Here is a 16461-nt window from a genome sequence, read left to right on the forward strand (position 1 = left end):
TCCCACCACCCCCGGAGGCCCGGATGGGCAAGCTCGACGGCCGTACCGTCCTGATCACCGGCGCCGCGCGCGGCCAGGGCGAGCAGGAGGCCCGGCTCTTCGCCGCGGAGGGCGCGCGCGTGCTGCTCGCGGACGTGCTGGACGACCAAGGCGCGGCGCTGGCCGAGGAGATCGGCGACGCGGCCCGCTACACCCGGCTCGACGTCGGCAGCGAGGACGACTGGACGGCGGCGCTGGCGTACGCCGACGAGCAGTTCGGCGGCCTCGACGGACTGGTCAACAACGCCGGGATCCTGCGCTTCAACGCGCTGGCGGACACCCCGCTGGAGGAGTACCTCCAGGTCGTCCGGGTCAACCAGGTGGGCGCCTTCCTCGGCATGCGGGCCTGCGCGCCCGCGCTGACCGCCGCGGGCGGCGGCACGATCGTCAACACCGCGTCGTACACGGCGCTCAGCGGCATGGCGCTGCTCACCTCGTACGCGGCGACGAAGGCGGCGATCGTCGCCATGACGCGGGTGGCGGCGCTGGAGCTGGCGCCGCACGGGATCAGGGTGAACGCGATGTGCCCCGGCGCAGTCGACACCCCGATGGCCAATCCCGCGGTGCTCGACCCGGCCGCCGACCAGGAGGCGATGGCGGCGGCCACCGCCCGCTTCTACCGCAAGCTGCTGCCGCTGGGCCGGATGGGCCGGGCCGACGAGATCGCCAGGCTCGCGCTCTTCTTGACCAGTGAGGACTCCTCGTACGTCACCGGGCAGCCGTTCGTGATCGACGGCGGCTGGCTCGCGGGAGTCGCGGCGCTCTGAGTCCGCCGTCGAGCGTATCTGACGGTCCATCAGCTATTGACGCCCCACCGTGCCGGTGGAAGAGTCGGATCAGATCTGACGGAGCGTCAGAAACCGGAGGATGGTGACCCCTTGGAATTCGGGCTCTTTGTACAGGGATATGTGCCCGCCGCGCGGGCCAAGGCCGACCCCGACGCCGAGCACCACGCGCTGATCGAGGAGACCGAGTACGTCATCCAGGCGGACCGCTCCGGCTTCAAGTACGCCTGGGCCTCCGAGCACCACTTCCTGGAGGAGTACTCGCACCTGTCGGCCAACGACGTCTTCCTCGGCTATCTCGCCCACGCCACCGAGCGCATCCACCTCGGCTCCGGCATCTTCAACCCGCTCGCGCCGGTCAACCACCCGGTGAAGGTCGCCGAGAAGGTCGCCATGCTCGACCATCTCTCCGGCGGGCGCTTCGAGTTCGGCTCGGGGCGCGGCGCGGGCAGCCACGAGATCCTCGGGTTCATGCCGGGCATCACCGACATGAACCACACGAAGGAGATCTGGGAGGAGACCATCGCGGAGTTCCCCAAGATGTGGCTCCAGGACGAGTACCCCGGCTTCAGCGGCAAGCACTGGTCGCTGCCGCCGCGCAAGATCCTGCCCAAGCCGTACGGCCGCTCCCACCCGGCGATGTGGTACGCGGCCGGCTCGCCGCCCTCGTACGCGATGGCCGCCCGCAAGGGCCTGGGCGTGCTCGGCTTCAGCGTGCAGAAGGTCTCCGACATGGAGTGGGTCGTCGAGTCGTACAAGTCGGCGATCGGGCAGGCCGAGCCGGTCGGCGACTTCGTCAACGACAACGTGATGGTGACCTCGACCGCGATCTGCGCAGAGACCACCGAGAAGGCGCGGCAGATCGCCGTCGGCGGCGGCCTCAACTACCTCCAGTCGCTGCTCTTCCGCTACCACGACACCTTCCCGCGCCCCGACGGCATCCCGGTCTGGCCCGAGCTTCTGCCGGACTACACCGAGGAGTTGATCGATCTGCTCATCTCCGAGGAGCTGATGATCTGCGGCAACCCCGACGAGGTGCTGGCGCAGTGCAAGCGCTGGGAGCAGGCGGGCGCCGACCAGTTGACCTTCGGGCTGCCGATCGGCATCGGCTACGAGGACACGATGAACACGATCAAGCTGATCGGCGAGCACGTCATACCCGTCATCGACACCGACCCGGTGCACCGCACGACCCGGTTCCGGCAGGCGGCGGCGTAACGCGACCGGGCGGCACGCGCCAGCGCGACGTACGAGAGGAGCACACCCGTGTTCGACCATGTGATCAAGGGCGCCACCGTGGTGGACGGCACGGGCGCGCCCTCCCGTACCGCCGACGTGGCGCTGCGCGGCGGACGGATCGCGGCCGTCGCCGAACCCGGCGGCCTCGGCGAGAGCGGGCGCTCCCAGGAGGACGCCACCGGCCTCGTCCTGACCCCCGGCTTCGTCGACCCGCACACCCACTACGACGCCCAGCTCTTCTGGGACCCCTTCGCCACGCCCTCGATGAGCCACGGCGTGACCACCGTCGCGGGCGGCAACTGCGGCTTCACGCTCGCGCCGCTCCACCCCGACCGGCCCGAAGACGCCGACTACACACGGCGGATGATGTCCAAGGTCGAGGGCATGTCGCTGGCGGCGCTCGAAGAGGGCGTCGACTGGACGTGGTCGTCCTTCGGCGACTACCTCGACGCCCTGGAGGGGCGGATCGCCGTCAACGCCGGTTTCATGGTGGGCCACTGCGCCCTGCGCCGCCATGTGATGGGCGCCGACGCGGTCGGCGGACAGCCCACGCGGGACCAACTCGACGCCATGCTGCGGCTCTTCCACGAATCCATGGAAGCCGGCGGCTGGGGCCTTTCCACCACGCAGTCCAGTACGCACTCCGACGGCGACGGACGGCCGGTCGCGTCCCGGCACGCCCGGCCGGACGAACTCCTGGCCCTGTCACGGGCGGTGGGCGAACACGAGGGCACCCAGATCGAGGCCATCGTGGCGGGCTGCCTCGACCAGTTCGCGGACGAGGAGATCGACCTGCTCGTGGAGATGAGCGCCGTCGCCGGGCGCCCGCTCAACTGGAACGTCCTCACCATCGACGCCGCCGTCCCCGAACGCGTCCCGCGCCAACTCCTCGCCTCGGAGCGGGCCCGCAAGGCGGGCGGCCGGATCGTCGCCCTCACCATGCCGATCCTCACCCCCATGAACATGTCGCTCGGCACCTTCTGCGCCCTCAACCTCATCCCCGGCTGGGGCGATGTCCTCGCCCTGCCCGTCCCCGAACGCATCGCGCGGCTGCGGCAGCCCGCCGTACGGGCCGAGATGCTGCGCCGCGCCGCCAGCCCCGAGGCCGGGGTCTTCCGCCGCCTCGCCGACTTCGGCCGCTACGTGATCGGCGACACGTACAGCGACGCGAATCAGGGGGTGTCGGGGCGGGTCGTCCGCGACATCGCGGCCGAACGCGGGCAGGAACCCTTCGAGACGATCGTCGAGATCTGCGCCAACGACCGCATGCGCACGGTGCTCTGGCCGATGCCCACCGACAACGACCCCGACTCCTGGGCGCTGCGCCGCCGCACCTGGGACCACGAGGACGTCATGCTCGGCGGCTCCGACGCGGGCGCCCACCTCGACCGGATGTGCGGCGCCCCGTACACCACCCGCTTCCTCGGCGACTGCCTGCGCGGACGCCAACTCCTGCCGCTGGAGCGCGCCGTCCGCATGCTCACCGCCGACCCCGCCCGCCTCTTCGGCCTGCGCGGCCGAGGCGTGATCGCCCCGGGCAACGCCGCCGACCTCGTCCTCTTCGACCCCGAACGCATCGACGCAGGCCCCGCCACCCTCCTGCACGACCTCCCCGGCGACAGCCCCCGCCTCGACTCCCGCGCCACCGGCATCCTCAGCGTCCGCGTCAACGGCGTCGAGACGATCCGCGACGACACCGTCACCGGCGCCGTCCCCGGCACCGTCCTGAGATCCGGCCGCGACACGGCAACCGTCCGAACCACCCCCTGACCGGCGGGGGGCCGCGCGGCCGGTGCCATGCTGGGCGCTGCCGTGCTGGGCGGTGCGCGGGCGGGGCGTCGCGCTCACCCCGCTGGAGGCGGACGATGAGGTACGGCTGCCGGTCCGCGTCGGTCGTCGCGTTGGTCGTCCCATCGGTCTTCGCGTCGGCCGCCGCATCCGTCTTCGCGTCGGACTCCGGTTCTGGGCCCCAGGCCCGGCGGGACTGACAGACTGGCGCGTACGCGCGGCATTCGCGGCACCCCTGGCTCCCGCCCTCCTGCCCCCGTGCGCCGAGATCGGAGCGAAGTGATGAAGGCGGCCCGTTTCAGCCGGTTCGGGGGACCCGAGGTCCTGGAGATCGTGGACCTTCCCGATCCGCACCCGGGCCCCGGCCGGATCCGTATCGCGGTACGCGCGGCGGGACTCAACGCGAGCGACTGGAAGAAGCGGAAGGGCCTCATGGACGAGGAGCTTCCGCAGACCCTGGGGTACGAGGCGGCGGGCGTCGTCGACGAGGTCGGCGAAGGGGTGACCGATGTGGCCGTCGGCGACCGCGTGTTCGGCCTCTGCGCCGAGGGCGCCGCGCAGGCCGAGCTGGCGGTGCTCTCCTTCTACGCGCCGATCCCGGCGTCGCTCGACTTCGCCGGGGCCGCCGCGCTGCCGTCCGCCGTCGAGACGGCGGCGCGCGGCCTGGACCAGCTCGGCGTCCGCGGCGGCACCGTCCTGATCAACGGCGCCTCCGGGAGCGTCGGCGCCGCCGCCGTGCAGCTCGCCGTGGCGCGCGGCGCCCGCGTCATCGGCACCGCGAGCCCGGCCAATCACGACTTCCTCCGCTCGCTCGGCGCCGAACCCGTCTCGTACGGCGACGGTCTCTCCGACCGCGTCCGCGCGCTCGCCCCCGACGGCGTGGACACCGCCCTCGACGTCGCCGGGAGCGGCGCCCTCCCCGAACTCATCGCCCTCGCGGGCGGCCCCGGCCACGTCGTCACCCTCGCGGACTTCCTCGGCGCCCGCGAGCACGGCGTCACCTTCAGCCGCGGTGACAGCGGCCGGGCCCTCTACGTCCTCACCGAGATCGGCCCGCTGATCGAGGCGGGCCGCTTCTCACTGCCCGTCGCCCGGACGTTCCCCCTCGCCGACATCGCGCAGGCGCACCGCCTCAGCGAGGAGGGCCACGTACGGGGCAAGATCGTGCTGACGGTCAACGCCGCGTAGCCGCCCGCGCGGTTCACGCCGTGCCAAGCGCGTGCGACTCACGGTCAACTCCCGCTCGGCGGGGGCGCCTTAGCCTTCCCGTACGAGGTGTCACCCCGACGTGTCACGCACAGAAGCGGAGCTGCCGTGTTCGCCGCCTATCTGACGGTCACCATCCTCGGTGCCCTCTTCAACGGCGCCGCCGCCGTCACCTACCTCATCGGCCACGAATACCCCAAGACCCAGGCCGACATGAAGGGCCTGCCCCGCAAGTGGGTGCCCTTCCTCGGCGCGTTGCTCGCCGCCGGCACGGTCGGCCTGCTGGCCGGGCTCGCCGTCCCCGTCCTCGGCACCCTCGCCGCCTGCGGCCTCATCCTCTACTTCATCGGCGCCGTCACCGCCCACCTCCGCGTCGGCTCCCGCGACATCCTCGGCGGCATCGTCTTCCTCGCCACCGCGGCAGCCGCCCTGACCCTGGGCCTCGCCCACCACGGCGCCTGGTAGTCCTCCGAGCGTGACGGTGCCGTCGGGGTTTCGGGAGGCCGACGGCCAGTAAGGGCGTACCGCGTACCGGACGCGCTCAGTGATGCGCCGATAACGCTCTGGATTTGGGCCGTTCCCTGAAGCTAGGCTGCCGGGAGGGGGAACTGCGACCGTTTGGCCGGGTAGTGCTCGGCCGGGGAGGGACGGGCCGACGCGATGGAACTCGACCGAATCTTCGATCAGCGGAGAACATCACCCGTTACCGTGGGTGACGTATTCGTCGATCGTGTCCGTTATGTGACGGCGTTCGAGGAGGCGTTGCGGGGGCTGCGAGACCATCCCGCCGCTGCCGGTTCGTCGGCGCCGCCCCGGCACAATGTCCTCGTCCTCTACGGGTTGGGCGGAATCGGGAAGTCGACGCTGTCCCGGCAGTTGGAACGGCGATTACGCGAAGGGGAATTGGACGGGGCGTCGGCGGACGGTCCTGAACGGCGCGTGACCTGCCGGATCGACCTGGAGGACAGCTCCCTGGCCGATCTGGAGACCGCGGTGATCGCCGTGCGGGGCACGCTCGGTGAGGTGATGCGTTCCTGCCCCGCGTTCGACTTGGCCTTCGCCGTGTACTGGCGGCGCTGCCATCCGGGTGTCCCTCTTGAGGCCGCGATAGCGCGGAATTCCTCGCTCGGCAGGCTCGGCGAATCCCTGTCGCTGGCCGAACAGTTGGACGGCACACTGGATGCGCTGCTCGGCCCGATACCGCTCGCGGGTGTGGCCCGGCGGGCCGCGGGAATTCTGGTGGGCAGGATCCGCGAGCATCTGCGCAAAGACCGGCTGCTCGCGGAATGTCCCGGATTCGCCGAACTGCTGGATGTCGAGTCGCCCGCGGACATGCTGCCGTTCCTGCCGGCTCTCCTGTCCTGGGATCTGGCCGAGTACCGCCGTAGGAAATCCCTGGACGTCGTCATCTTCTTCGACACGTTCGAGCGGGTCGACGGGAGGCGCCGGGAAGCGGGTGGGCTCGAGGACCGGTTGGCCCGGCTGGTCTACCTGATGCCGAACGTCCTGTTCCTCATCACGGGGCGGAACCGGCTGACCTGGGGCGACGGTCATCACCCGGCCATCCACTACTCAGGGCCCAACTACTGGCCGAGTCTGGTCACCGACCCCGGCACGCTTCCGGCCATGCAGCACCGGTTGTCGGGGCTCGAGGAGGACTACGCCGACACCTACCTGCGGCTTCGCCTGACCAGGGACGGGGAGCCCGCCATTCCGGCACCGTTGCGGCGTCGGATTGTCGACGCGGCAGGCGGGGTACCGCTGTATCTGGAGTTGTCGGCCGAGTATTTCGACCAACTGAGCGCGGAAGGCCGCGTCCCCGCGGTGGAACAATTCGGAGGGACTTTCGCCGAGATGGTGATCCGTGTGATGCGTGATCTGTCCGCGCAAGAGCGCGCGCTTCTGCGGGCCGCCTCTCTCGCCGAGCGCTTCGACGCCGACGTGCTGAGGGCGGCGGTCCCGAGCGTGGCGGACGCCGTCGTACGGCGATTCCTCGAACGCCCCCTGGTGCAGAGCGATTCGTCGAGGTGGCTGACACACACCGTGGACGAGTACGTCCGCAACGCCGTCCGTCTCCACGACGGGAACACGGACGACGCCTGGTCGGAGGAGGAGTGGCGCGGCGCGGCCGAACGAGTCCTGGAACACCTCCGGGATCGGCTGCGCGGCGGGGTCAGAAATCCGACGTCGACCGACAGGAGCGAACTGGGCGAGGGCTTCACCACCGCCGGGCTCCTCACACTGAACACGAGCCGTGTCCCCGACTGGTTGTACGACCTTGCCTACGGTGTCGACCTGTGCGGCCTCGGGGCGGTGCTCACCGGGACCCGGAACTGGCCTGTGCAGTCCGGCAGTCACCCCGCCGGAGCGTTGGCGCTCACCTGCCAGGGGATGGCCGCGCGCAGCGCGGGCGACCGCACAGCGGCCCTGTCGCTGACCGAGGCGGCGCTGGCCCATCCGGGCCTCGGACCGTACCAACGCCTCTTCATCTCGCACCGGTTGGCCAAGACCCTGGAGGAGTTCGGCCGGTACGCCGAGGCGGAACGGCTGACCGCCGAGGTCGCCGCCGAGCCCGGACCCCTGCGGGAGAACGCGGAGAAGGACCTGGCCTGGATCCAATGGCTCCGGGGGGACGGACGGCGGCTCCAGACCTGGGCGCTGCCCCACTGCGACAGCCCCCTGGGCTTCCGCCGCGCGCAGTCCCAGGATCTCCTGGGCCAGTTCAGTTTTCTGCAGGGGGACTTCGCGGCGGCCGAGAGATATCTCCGCAAGGTGGCTGACGACGCCGAACTGGCCGCCGCGGGCATGTCCCGCGACACCAGCTACCGCCACCTGGGCATGGTGCTGTCGCTGGCCCGTCCGCTGGACGCCGAGACGGTGCTGGAGCACGCCCATGAGGTCAACCAGGACGTCGGAACGCCGGTCGGTGTGGCGCAGACGCTGATCTGGCGGGCGGCGGCACGCACCGGGCGCGAACCGGCCGCGGAGGTATTGACACTTCTGACGAACGGTGAGGAGATGCTGGCGCGCAGCGGTGGCGGCGCCGACCGGTGGATGGTGCTGACCGTGAAGCTGTTCCTCGCCGCCGTCGAAGGCACGGACGCCGAGGTCCTCGCCGCGGGGCAGGAGCTGATCAGCCATGTGGAGGAACAGGACTGTCACCCCGGCCTCGGGGAGATCGCCCAGCGCTGGCTGGAGGTACGCGGCCTCGACGCCGCCGTTCCCCGGCGGGAGTTCTGGACGGACCGGGACCGGTCACTCGCGGCCTGGGAGAAAGTCCTCACCGACCGGCGCGGTCTCAGGGCCGCCACCTCGGACGGCTGAGATGTACGTTCACACCCGGTATCCGTCGACAATCCACCGGAGGTGCCCGTGCGGATCGCCGTCACGATCTTCCTGACCGATCAGACCATCGGGCCGGTGCGGCTCGCGCGGGAGTTGGAGCAGCGCGGGTTCGCCGGGCTCTATCTGCCGGAGCACACGCACATTCCGGTGTCGCGGGCGACGCCGTATCCGGCGGGGGAGCCGCTGCCGGAGGAGTACGGGCGGACGCTGGACCCGTTCGTGGCGCTCAGCGCGGTCGCGGCGGTCACCGAGCGGCTGGAGGTGGGGACGGCGATCACGCTGGTGGCGCAGCGCGACCCGGTGGTGCTGGCGAAGGAGATCGCGACGCTCGACCACCTGTCGGGCGGGCGGTTCACGCTGGGGGTGGGCTTCGGGTGGAATGTGGAGGAGGCCGCCGACCACGGGGTGGACTGGCGGCGCCGCCGCGAGCTGGTACGGGACCGGATGGCGGCGATGCGCGCGCTGTGGGCGGCCGAACCCGTCGCCTATGCGGGCGAATTCGCGTCCGTGCAGGCCAGCCAGGCGTATCCGAAACCGGCGGGCGGCCGGGTGCGCACCCTGGTGGGCGGCGCGGCGGGCCCGAAACTCTTCAGCCATGTGACGGATTACGCGGACGGGTGGATGCCGATCGGAGGCGGCGGTCTGGGTGAGTCGCTGCCCGGACTCCGGGCCGCGTGGCGGGAAGCGGGCCGCGGGGAGAAGGGCCCGGAGGTGGTGCCGACGGCCGTACGCCCGGACGCGGGCAAGCTCGCGTACTACCGCGACCTCGGCATCGAGGAGATCGTCGTCCAGCTCCCGCCGGCCGGGACGGACGAGGTGCTGCGGGCGCTCGACGACTACGCGCAGTATTTGTAGCCGGAGTATTCCTCGGACGGTCCGATCTCCGGGTGATATTGCCGACAGGGGGTTCGGGCCGAAGACGGCCTGAGCCCCCAGCGAATTGTCGGCGGGGCCGCCTATCCTCGGAGAATGACTTCGCCGACGCCCACCGCCAATGCCATGCGCCGCGCCCTGCACCGCGCGGACGAAGGTGTCGCCCTGGACACGGGCGAGGCCGCCGTCCTGCTGCAAGCCCGTGGCCAGGACCTGGCCAGACTCGCGGGCACCGCGGCCCGGCTGCGGGACGCCGGCCTCGAAGCGGTGGGACGGCCGGGCGTCATCACGTATTCGCGGAAGGTCTTCATTCCGCTGACCCGGCTGTGCCGGGACAAATGTCATTACTGCACATTCGTGACCGTGCCCGGCAAGCTGCGCCGTGAAGGGCACGGCATGTACTTGTCGCCCGACGAGGTGCTGGACATCGCCAGGCGCGGCGCCGAAATGGGCTGCAAAGAAGCGCTGTTCACCCTCGGCGACCGCCCCGAGGAGCGCTGGCCCGAGGCGCGCGAGTGGCTGGACGCGCACGGCTACGACGACACGCTGGCGTACGTACGGGCCATGTCGGTGCGGGTGCTGGAGGAGACGGGCCTGCTGCCGCACCTCAACCCGGGCGTGCTGAGCTGGACCGACCTCCAGCGGCTCAAGCCGGTCGCGCCGTCCATGGGCATGATGCTGGAGACGACCGCCACCCGCCTGTGGTCGGAGCCGGGCGCCCCGCACTACGGCTCGCCGGACAAGGAGCCCGCCGTACGGCTGCGGGTCCTGGAGGACGCGGGCCGGTCCAACGTGCCGTTCACCACCGGCATCCTCATCGGCATCGGCGAGACGTACGAGGAGCGCGCCGAGTCGCTCTTCGCGATCCGCAGGACCGCCCGCCGCTACCACGGCATCCAGGAAGTGATCATCCAGAACTTCCGCGCCAAGCCGGACACCGCCATGCGCGGCATGCCGGACGCGGAGCTGGAGGAGCTGGCGGCGGCCATCGCGGTGGCCAGGATCGTGCTCGGCCCGTCCGCCCGCATCCAGGCGCCGCCGAATCTGGTGGACGGCGAGTACGCGCGCTTCATCGAGGCCGGCATCGACGACTGGGGCGGCGTCTCCCCGCTCACCCCCGACCACGTCAACCCCGAGCGCCCGTGGCCGCAGATCGACGAACTGGCCGCCCGTACGGCCGAGTCGGGCTTCGCGCTCCGCGAACGCCTCACCATCTACCCGGAGTTCGTCCAGCGCGGCGAGCCCTGGCTGGACCCGCGCCTGATCCCGCACGTCACGGCGCTCGCCGACCCCGCCACCGGTCTGGCGGACGAGGACGCGCCGGTCGTGGGCCGCCCGTGGCAGGAGCCGGACGAGGGCTTCACCTCGGCCGCCACGGGCCGCACCGACCTGCACCGCACGATCGACACCGAAGGACGTACGGCCGACCGCCGCGACGACTTCGACGAGGTGTACGGCGACTGGGCCGAACTGCGCGAGCAGGCCGCGCCCGGCATGGTCCCCGACCGGGTGGACGCCGACGTCAAGCAGGCCCTGTCGGTGGCCGCCGACGACCCGACCCGGCTCACCGACGCCGAGGCGCTGGCCCTGCTGCACGCGGACGGCCCCGCCCTGGACGCGCTGTGCCGGATCGCGGACGACCTGCGGCGCGCGGTCGTCGGCGACGAGGTGACGTACATCGTCACCCGCAACATCAACTTCACCAACGTCTGCTACACCGGCTGCCGTTTCTGCGCCTTCGCGCAGCGCCGCACCGACGCCGACGCGTACACCCTCTCCCTCGACCAGGTCGCCGACCGCGCCGAGCAGGCCTGGCAGGTCGGCGCCACCGAGGTGTGCATGCAGGGCGGCATCCACCCCGACCTGCCCGGCACCGCCTATTTCGACATCGCGCGCGCGGTCAAGGCCCGCGTCCCCGGCATGCACATGCACGCCTTCTCGCCGATGGAGGTCGTCAACGGCGCGACGCGCACCGGCCTGTCGATCAGCGACTGGCTGGCCGCCGCCAAGGAAGCGGGCCTGGACTCCATCCCCGGCACCGCCGCCGAGATCCTGGACGACGAGGTCCGCTGGGTCCTCACCAAGGGCAAGCTGCCCACCGCCACCTGGATCGAGGTCGTCAAGGCCGCCCACGCGCTGGGCATACGGTCCTCGTCCACCATGATGTACGGCCACGTCGACCAGCCCCACCACTGGCTCGGCCACCTCCGGCTGCTCGCGGAGATCCAGAAGGAGACCGGCGGCTTCACCGAATTCGTCACCCTCCCCTTCATCCACACCAACGCCCCGGTCTACCTCGCGGGCATCGCCCGCCCCGGCCCGACCGCCCGCGACAACCGGGCCGTCACCGCCATGGCCCGCCTGCTGCTCCACCCGCACATCACCAACATCCAGACCAGTTGGGTCAAGCTCGGCGCGGACGGCGCCGCCGAAATGCTCCGCTCCGGTGCCAACGACCTCGGCGGCACGCTGATGGAGGAGACCATCTCCCGTATGGCGGGCTCCAGTTACGGCTCCTACCGCTCCATCCGCGACCTCGTCGCCATCGCCGAGGCCGCGGGCCGCCCCTCCCGCCAGCGCACCACCCTCTACGGTCAGGTCCCCGAAGAGCGCATCACCACCGGTCTCGCCTCCGACGGCCACCTCCCCGATCTCCTCCCGGTCCTGGGCGACTGACGCCCGCCGCGCACCTGAGGGGTGAATTCGCACCACCGTCATGGCCGCGTTTCACCGTGTTCCGGTGCGGGGAGTGCGGGGGTGGTGGAGTCCTGTGGGATACACGGGACCTGAGACACCCTTGGGGGAGCAGTGGCGTGGAGCGGGCGGGCGGGCGTGGCCCTGGCGGTCGCGGCGGGGGTGCTCGCCGGGGGACTGGCGGGGGCGTCGGCCGTCGCGGCGGACAGCGGCACCGGCGGCGGGCCGCCGTACGAGCGGGTGGAGCGGCTCGGGCCGGGCGTGGAGTACCGGGAGTTCTCGGTGGCGGCCTCGCGGGGGACCGTGCACGGGCATGTGCTGGCGGTGGATCTGCGCGAATCCCGTACGCGGCTCGACCTGTTGACGCCGGGGTCGGTGGCGGCGCGGCAGGCGGTGTCGGGGCTCGCCGACGACCGGCAGGCGGTGGGCGCGGTGAACGGCGACTTCTTCAATATCACCGAGGACCAGCACCCCGGCGTGGCGCCGACCGGCTCCTCGGTGGGCCCGGAGATCGGTTCCGGCCGGGACCTCAAGGCCGCCGTGCCCGACGGCCAGCGCTTCGGGCCCGCGATGCCGCCGGGGGAGACCACGCACGACGTGCTCGGCATGGGCAAGGACCGCAAGCTGCGGCTCGACCGGCTGGACCTGCGCGGGTCGGTGCGCACCACGCGGGGGAGCATCCCGCTGGGCGGCTACAACCAGTACGCGCTGCCCGTCGGCGGCGTCGGCGCGTACACGGCGGACTGGGGGACGGTCTCCCGGCAGCGGGCGGTCTGCGGCACGGACACCTCGCGCGGGGCCGGATGCAGCACGGACACCTACGAGGTGACGGTACGTCAGGGGCGGGTCGCGGCGGTCGCGCAGGCGCCCGGCGCGGGAGCCATTCCCGCGGGCAGCACCGTACTGCTCGGCCGGGACGCGGGCGCCGACACACTGCGCGCCCTGCGCGTGGGCGACCGCGCGGAGGTCGACAGCCGCCTCACCCCGACGCTCTCGCGCGTGCCGTACGTCTTCGCGGTCGGCGGCTTCCCCGTCCTGCGCGGCGGACAGCCGCTCGCGGGCCTGGACACCGCGACGGCGGCCACGCGTACGGCCGCCGGTTTCGACGCGTCGGGCAGCACGCTGTACCTGCTGGCGCTGGACGGCTCCGCCGAGTCCGGCGCGGGCCTGACCATCGCGGAACTTGCGTCCGTCATGAGGGAATTGGGTGCAGATTCGGCGGTGAACCTCGACGGCGGCGGTTCCACGACGCTGGTCGCCCGCGACCCCGGCGCGGCGGCGGTGACCGTACGCAACCACCCGTCGGGCGGCGTCGAGCGCCCGGTCGCCAACGCCATCGGCGTCTTCTCGCGCACGTGAGCCGCGTATGTGCGCCTAACGCCCGAGTCGCGCGGCCCGACGCGCGGACCCGGCTCCCGCGCCCGAGTCCGACACCCTGAGTCGCGCGTCAGAGCAATTCCGGCGTCCGGTCGTATCCGATCGGACCGGCACCGTTCGCGGACAGGCGTCACCAACCCCAGGGCCCCCTTCCGCTCCTGGTGACGTCGGCTATCGTGCTGGCGCAGAACGGGTTCGGATCGGGGTTGATCGAAGGGGACCGCTTTGACCGCTGTCTGGGGTCGCGCGCAGCAGCAGGACTTCCGCAGCCGCGTGCGGGGCTGCCTGCTGGGCGGGGCGATCGGGGACGCGCTGGGCGCGGGCGTCGAGTTCGAGTCGTTCGAGGCGATCCAGCGCAATCACGGCACGGACGGCGTCACCGACTACGTTCCGGCGTACGGCAGACGCGGCGCGGTCACCGACGACACGCAGATGACGATGTTCACGGTCGAGGGCCTGATCAGAGCCCAGGTGCGCCGGGACACCGGCGCCTGGCACCCGCCCACCGACATCCACCGCGCCTACCGCCGCTGGTCGGCCACCCAGACCGAGTGGGGGCCCGACGAGCGCCGCAAGGACACCGGCTGGCTGGCCCGCGAGGAGTGGCTCTACGCGCGGCGAGCGCCGGGCGAGGCGTGCCTGAGCGGCCTGTCCGACGACCGGATGGGCACCTTGGAGGAGCCGAAGAACCCCGGCTCCAAGGGGTGCGGCACCGTGATGCGCTCCGCGCCCTTCGGGCTGCTGGTCGGCTGGGAGCCGCAGCTCGTCTTCCAGCTCGCCGTGGAGTGCGCCGCCCAGACCCACGGCCACCCCACCGGGCAGCTCGCCGCCGGAGCCTTCGCCGTCATCGTGCACGGCCTGGCGCGCGGCGAGGCCCTCGACGGCTCCGTCCAGCACGCCCTCGCCCTGCTCGGCGCCCGCCCCGGCCACCAGGAGACGACGGACGCGCTCCAGGGCGCCCTGGGCGCCGTACGGCAGGGGATGCCGTCGCCGCAGCGCGTGGAGGCGCTGGGGGAGGGCTGGACGGCCGAGGAGGCGCTGGCGATCGGCGTCTACTGCGCCCTGGTCGCCGAGGACGTGCGCCACGGGCTGCTGCTCGCCGTCAACCACTCGGGCGACAGCGACTCCACCGGCTCCGTCTGCGGCAATCTGCTCGGCGTCCAGCACGGGGAGACGGCGCTGCCGCCCGCGTGGATCGCCGAGGTGGAAGGGCGCGCCACGCTGCTCCAGCTCGCCGACGACTTCGCCATGGAGATGACGCAGGCGCCGGCCCTGCACGGGCCTTCGGGCGCCAGCCCGGCGTGGCTCGACCGCTACCCGGCCGCCTAGGGCCTGTCCGGCGGATCACCACCGCCCCCGCCGGGGCTCCCCCCGGGAAGGGGAGCCGCCGGACAGGACCTAGTCCGAGACCTTGGTGGGGGTCGGTTCGGAGGAGGGCTCGGGGAGGGAGACGGAGGCCGGTCCGGGGCCGCCCCCGTCATCGGAGTTGATCTTCGCGAGGAGCGCGTCCCGTTCCGGCGTGTCCTCCGGCTTGATCCAGCCGATGACGATGTAGAGGACGAGCGAGACGGCCAGCGGGAGCGAGATCTGGTATTCGAGGTTGACGCCGCCCGAAACGGCCTCGTTGACGGGGTAGTTGAGCAGGTAGAAGGCGAACAGGCCGAGCGCCCAGCTCGTGAGGGCGGCGGTCGGGCCGGACGTGCGGAAGCGCGGCAGCAGTCCGAGCATGAACGGGATCGCGATCGGCCCCATCAGACCGGCCACCCACTTGATGACGACGGTGATGATGTCCTTGAAGGTGGGGGAGTTGACCTGGGTGGCCACGGCCATGGACAGGCCGAGGAAGGTCAGCGTGGTCAACCGGGCGGCGATCAGGCCGACATGGGCCGACCATTCGCGGGCGGTCTTCGAGAAGGCCGGAGCGATGTCGCGGGTGACGACGGCGGCGATGGCGTTCGCGTCGGAGGAGCACATGGCCATGGTGTGGGAGAAGAAGCCGACCACGACCAGGCCCAGCAGCCCGTGCGGCAGGAGCTGTTCGACCATCAGACCGTACGAGTCCGAGCCGTCCGGCTTCTTGGCGTGCACCAGCAGCGGCGAGATCCACATCGGGAAGAAGAGGACGACCGGCCAGACGAACCACAGGGCCGACGACAGCCAGGCGCTGCGAGTCGCCTCGCGGGCGGAGCCGGTGGCCATGTAGCGCTGGGCCTGGTTCCACATGCCGCCGTTGTACTCGAAGGTCTTGATGAACAGGTACGCCAGCAGGAAGACGGTGGTGTACGGGCCCGCGACCGGGTCGGCGTGGTGCTTGAGCGCGGGCTCGTCCCACACGTTCCAGATGCCGCTGATCCCGCCGACCTTGTTGAGCGCGGCGACCAGCATCGCGAGCCCGGCGATCAACTGGATGACGAACTGGCCGAGTTCGGTGAGCGCGTCCGCCCACAGACCGCCGACCGTGCAGTAGACGGCGGTGATCGCGCCGGTGATGACGATGCCCTGGGTGATGGTGACCCCGGTGAAGACGGACAACAGGGTCGCGATGGCGGCCCACTTGGCGCCGACGTCCACGATCTTGAGCAGCACGCCGGACCAGGCGAGCGCCTGCTGGGTCGTCAGGTTGTAGCGGTTCTTGAGGTATTCGAGCGGCGAGGCCACGTGCAGCCGTGAGCGCAGCCGGTTGAGCCGGGGCGCGAAGAGCTTGGCGCCGATGGCGATGCCGAGCGCGATCGGGAAGGACCAGGTGACGTACGAGGTGATGCCGTAGGTGTAGGCGATGCCCGCGTAACCGGTGAACATCACCGCGCTGTAGCCCGACATGTGGTGCGAGATGCCGGACAGCCACCACGGCATCTTGCCGCCCGCGGTGAAGTAGTCGCCGACGTCGTCGACGCGCTTGTGGGACCAGAGTCCGATCGCGAGCATCACGCCGAAGTACGCGATCAGCACGGTCCAGTCGAGACTGTTCATGTCCCCTCCAGAGGGGTCCGCCTTGTGAACAGGAGCGCACTTCGCTGTGGCGCCGGTCCGGGCGGGTCGCCCCCGTGCGGGAGTGGGGACTTCCGGGATTGAACCCCTCGCGCGGGGGACCGGTCAAGGGTCTCTGCGTTCAAGA

Annotated in this window: 11 protein-coding genes; 10 read left to right on the forward strand and 1 reads right to left on the reverse strand. The window is 71.5% G+C overall.

The window, feature by feature from the left end; translation table 11 throughout:
- Window positions 1-23 precede the first annotated feature (23 nt).
- From ABZX65_RS13445 to ABZX65_RS13490, 10 genes are all read left to right on the forward strand, one after another.
- Window positions 24-806, forward strand: coding sequence for a glucose 1-dehydrogenase (locus ABZX65_RS13445; RefSeq protein ID WP_355337686.1), 783 nt, complete (start codon window positions 24-26; stop codon window positions 804-806).
- Between the two features lie 111 nt (window positions 807-917).
- Window positions 918-2042 carry an LLM class flavin-dependent oxidoreductase gene (locus ABZX65_RS13450; RefSeq protein ID WP_355337689.1) on the forward strand — a complete coding sequence of 375 codons (1125 nt, stop codon included), beginning with the start codon at window positions 918-920 and terminating at the stop codon, window positions 2040-2042.
- A 48-nt stretch (window positions 2043-2090) separates the two neighbouring features.
- A complete protein-coding gene (locus ABZX65_RS13455; protein ID WP_355337692.1) occupies window positions 2091-3833 on the forward strand; it encodes a D-aminoacylase in 1743 nt (580 codons plus the stop codon).
- Window positions 3834-4133: 300 nt separating this feature from the next.
- Entirely contained in the window at window positions 4134-5039 is a 906-nt protein-coding gene (locus ABZX65_RS13460) for an NADP-dependent oxidoreductase (protein WP_355337695.1), read from the forward strand.
- A gap of 126 nt (window positions 5040-5165) precedes the next feature.
- Window positions 5166-5522, forward strand: a complete 357-nt coding sequence (locus ABZX65_RS13465) for a DoxX family protein (RefSeq protein WP_355337698.1) — start codon at window positions 5166-5168, stop codon at window positions 5520-5522.
- A gap of 276 nt (window positions 5523-5798) precedes the next feature.
- Window positions 5799-8381, forward strand: a complete 2583-nt coding sequence (locus ABZX65_RS13470) for a hypothetical protein (protein WP_355337701.1) — start codon at window positions 5799-5801, stop codon at window positions 8379-8381.
- A gap of 48 nt (window positions 8382-8429) precedes the next feature.
- Entirely contained in the window at window positions 8430-9257 is an 828-nt protein-coding gene (locus ABZX65_RS13475; RefSeq protein ID WP_355337704.1) for a TIGR03619 family F420-dependent LLM class oxidoreductase, read from the forward strand.
- A 114-nt stretch (window positions 9258-9371) separates the two neighbouring features.
- A complete protein-coding gene (locus tag ABZX65_RS13480) occupies window positions 9372-11951 on the forward strand; it encodes a bifunctional FO biosynthesis protein CofGH (protein ID WP_355337707.1) in 2580 nt (859 codons plus the stop codon).
- Window positions 11952-12083: 132 nt separating this feature from the next.
- The gene (locus tag ABZX65_RS13485) at window positions 12084-13328 is read left to right on the forward strand and encodes a phosphodiester glycosidase family protein (protein ID WP_355337710.1); all 1245 of its coding nucleotides are present in this window, start codon (window positions 12084-12086) and stop codon (window positions 13326-13328) included.
- 243 nt (window positions 13329-13571) lie between these two features.
- A complete protein-coding gene (locus ABZX65_RS13490; protein WP_355337713.1) occupies window positions 13572-14675 on the forward strand; it encodes an ADP-ribosylglycohydrolase family protein in 1104 nt (367 codons plus the stop codon).
- A gap of 69 nt (window positions 14676-14744) precedes the next feature.
- Here ABZX65_RS13490 and ABZX65_RS13495 read toward each other — a convergent pair whose 3' ends face one another.
- Window positions 14745-16316, reverse strand: a complete 1572-nt coding sequence (locus ABZX65_RS13495) for a sodium:solute symporter family protein (RefSeq protein WP_355337716.1) — start codon at window positions 16314-16316, stop codon at window positions 14745-14747.
- Between the last annotated feature and the right edge of the window lie 145 nt (window positions 16317-16461).

Origin of the sequence: Streptomyces sp. NPDC003300 (genome assembly GCF_040610915.1) — a bacterium.
Classification (GTDB): Bacteria; Actinomycetota; Actinomycetes; order Streptomycetales; family Streptomycetaceae; genus Actinacidiphila.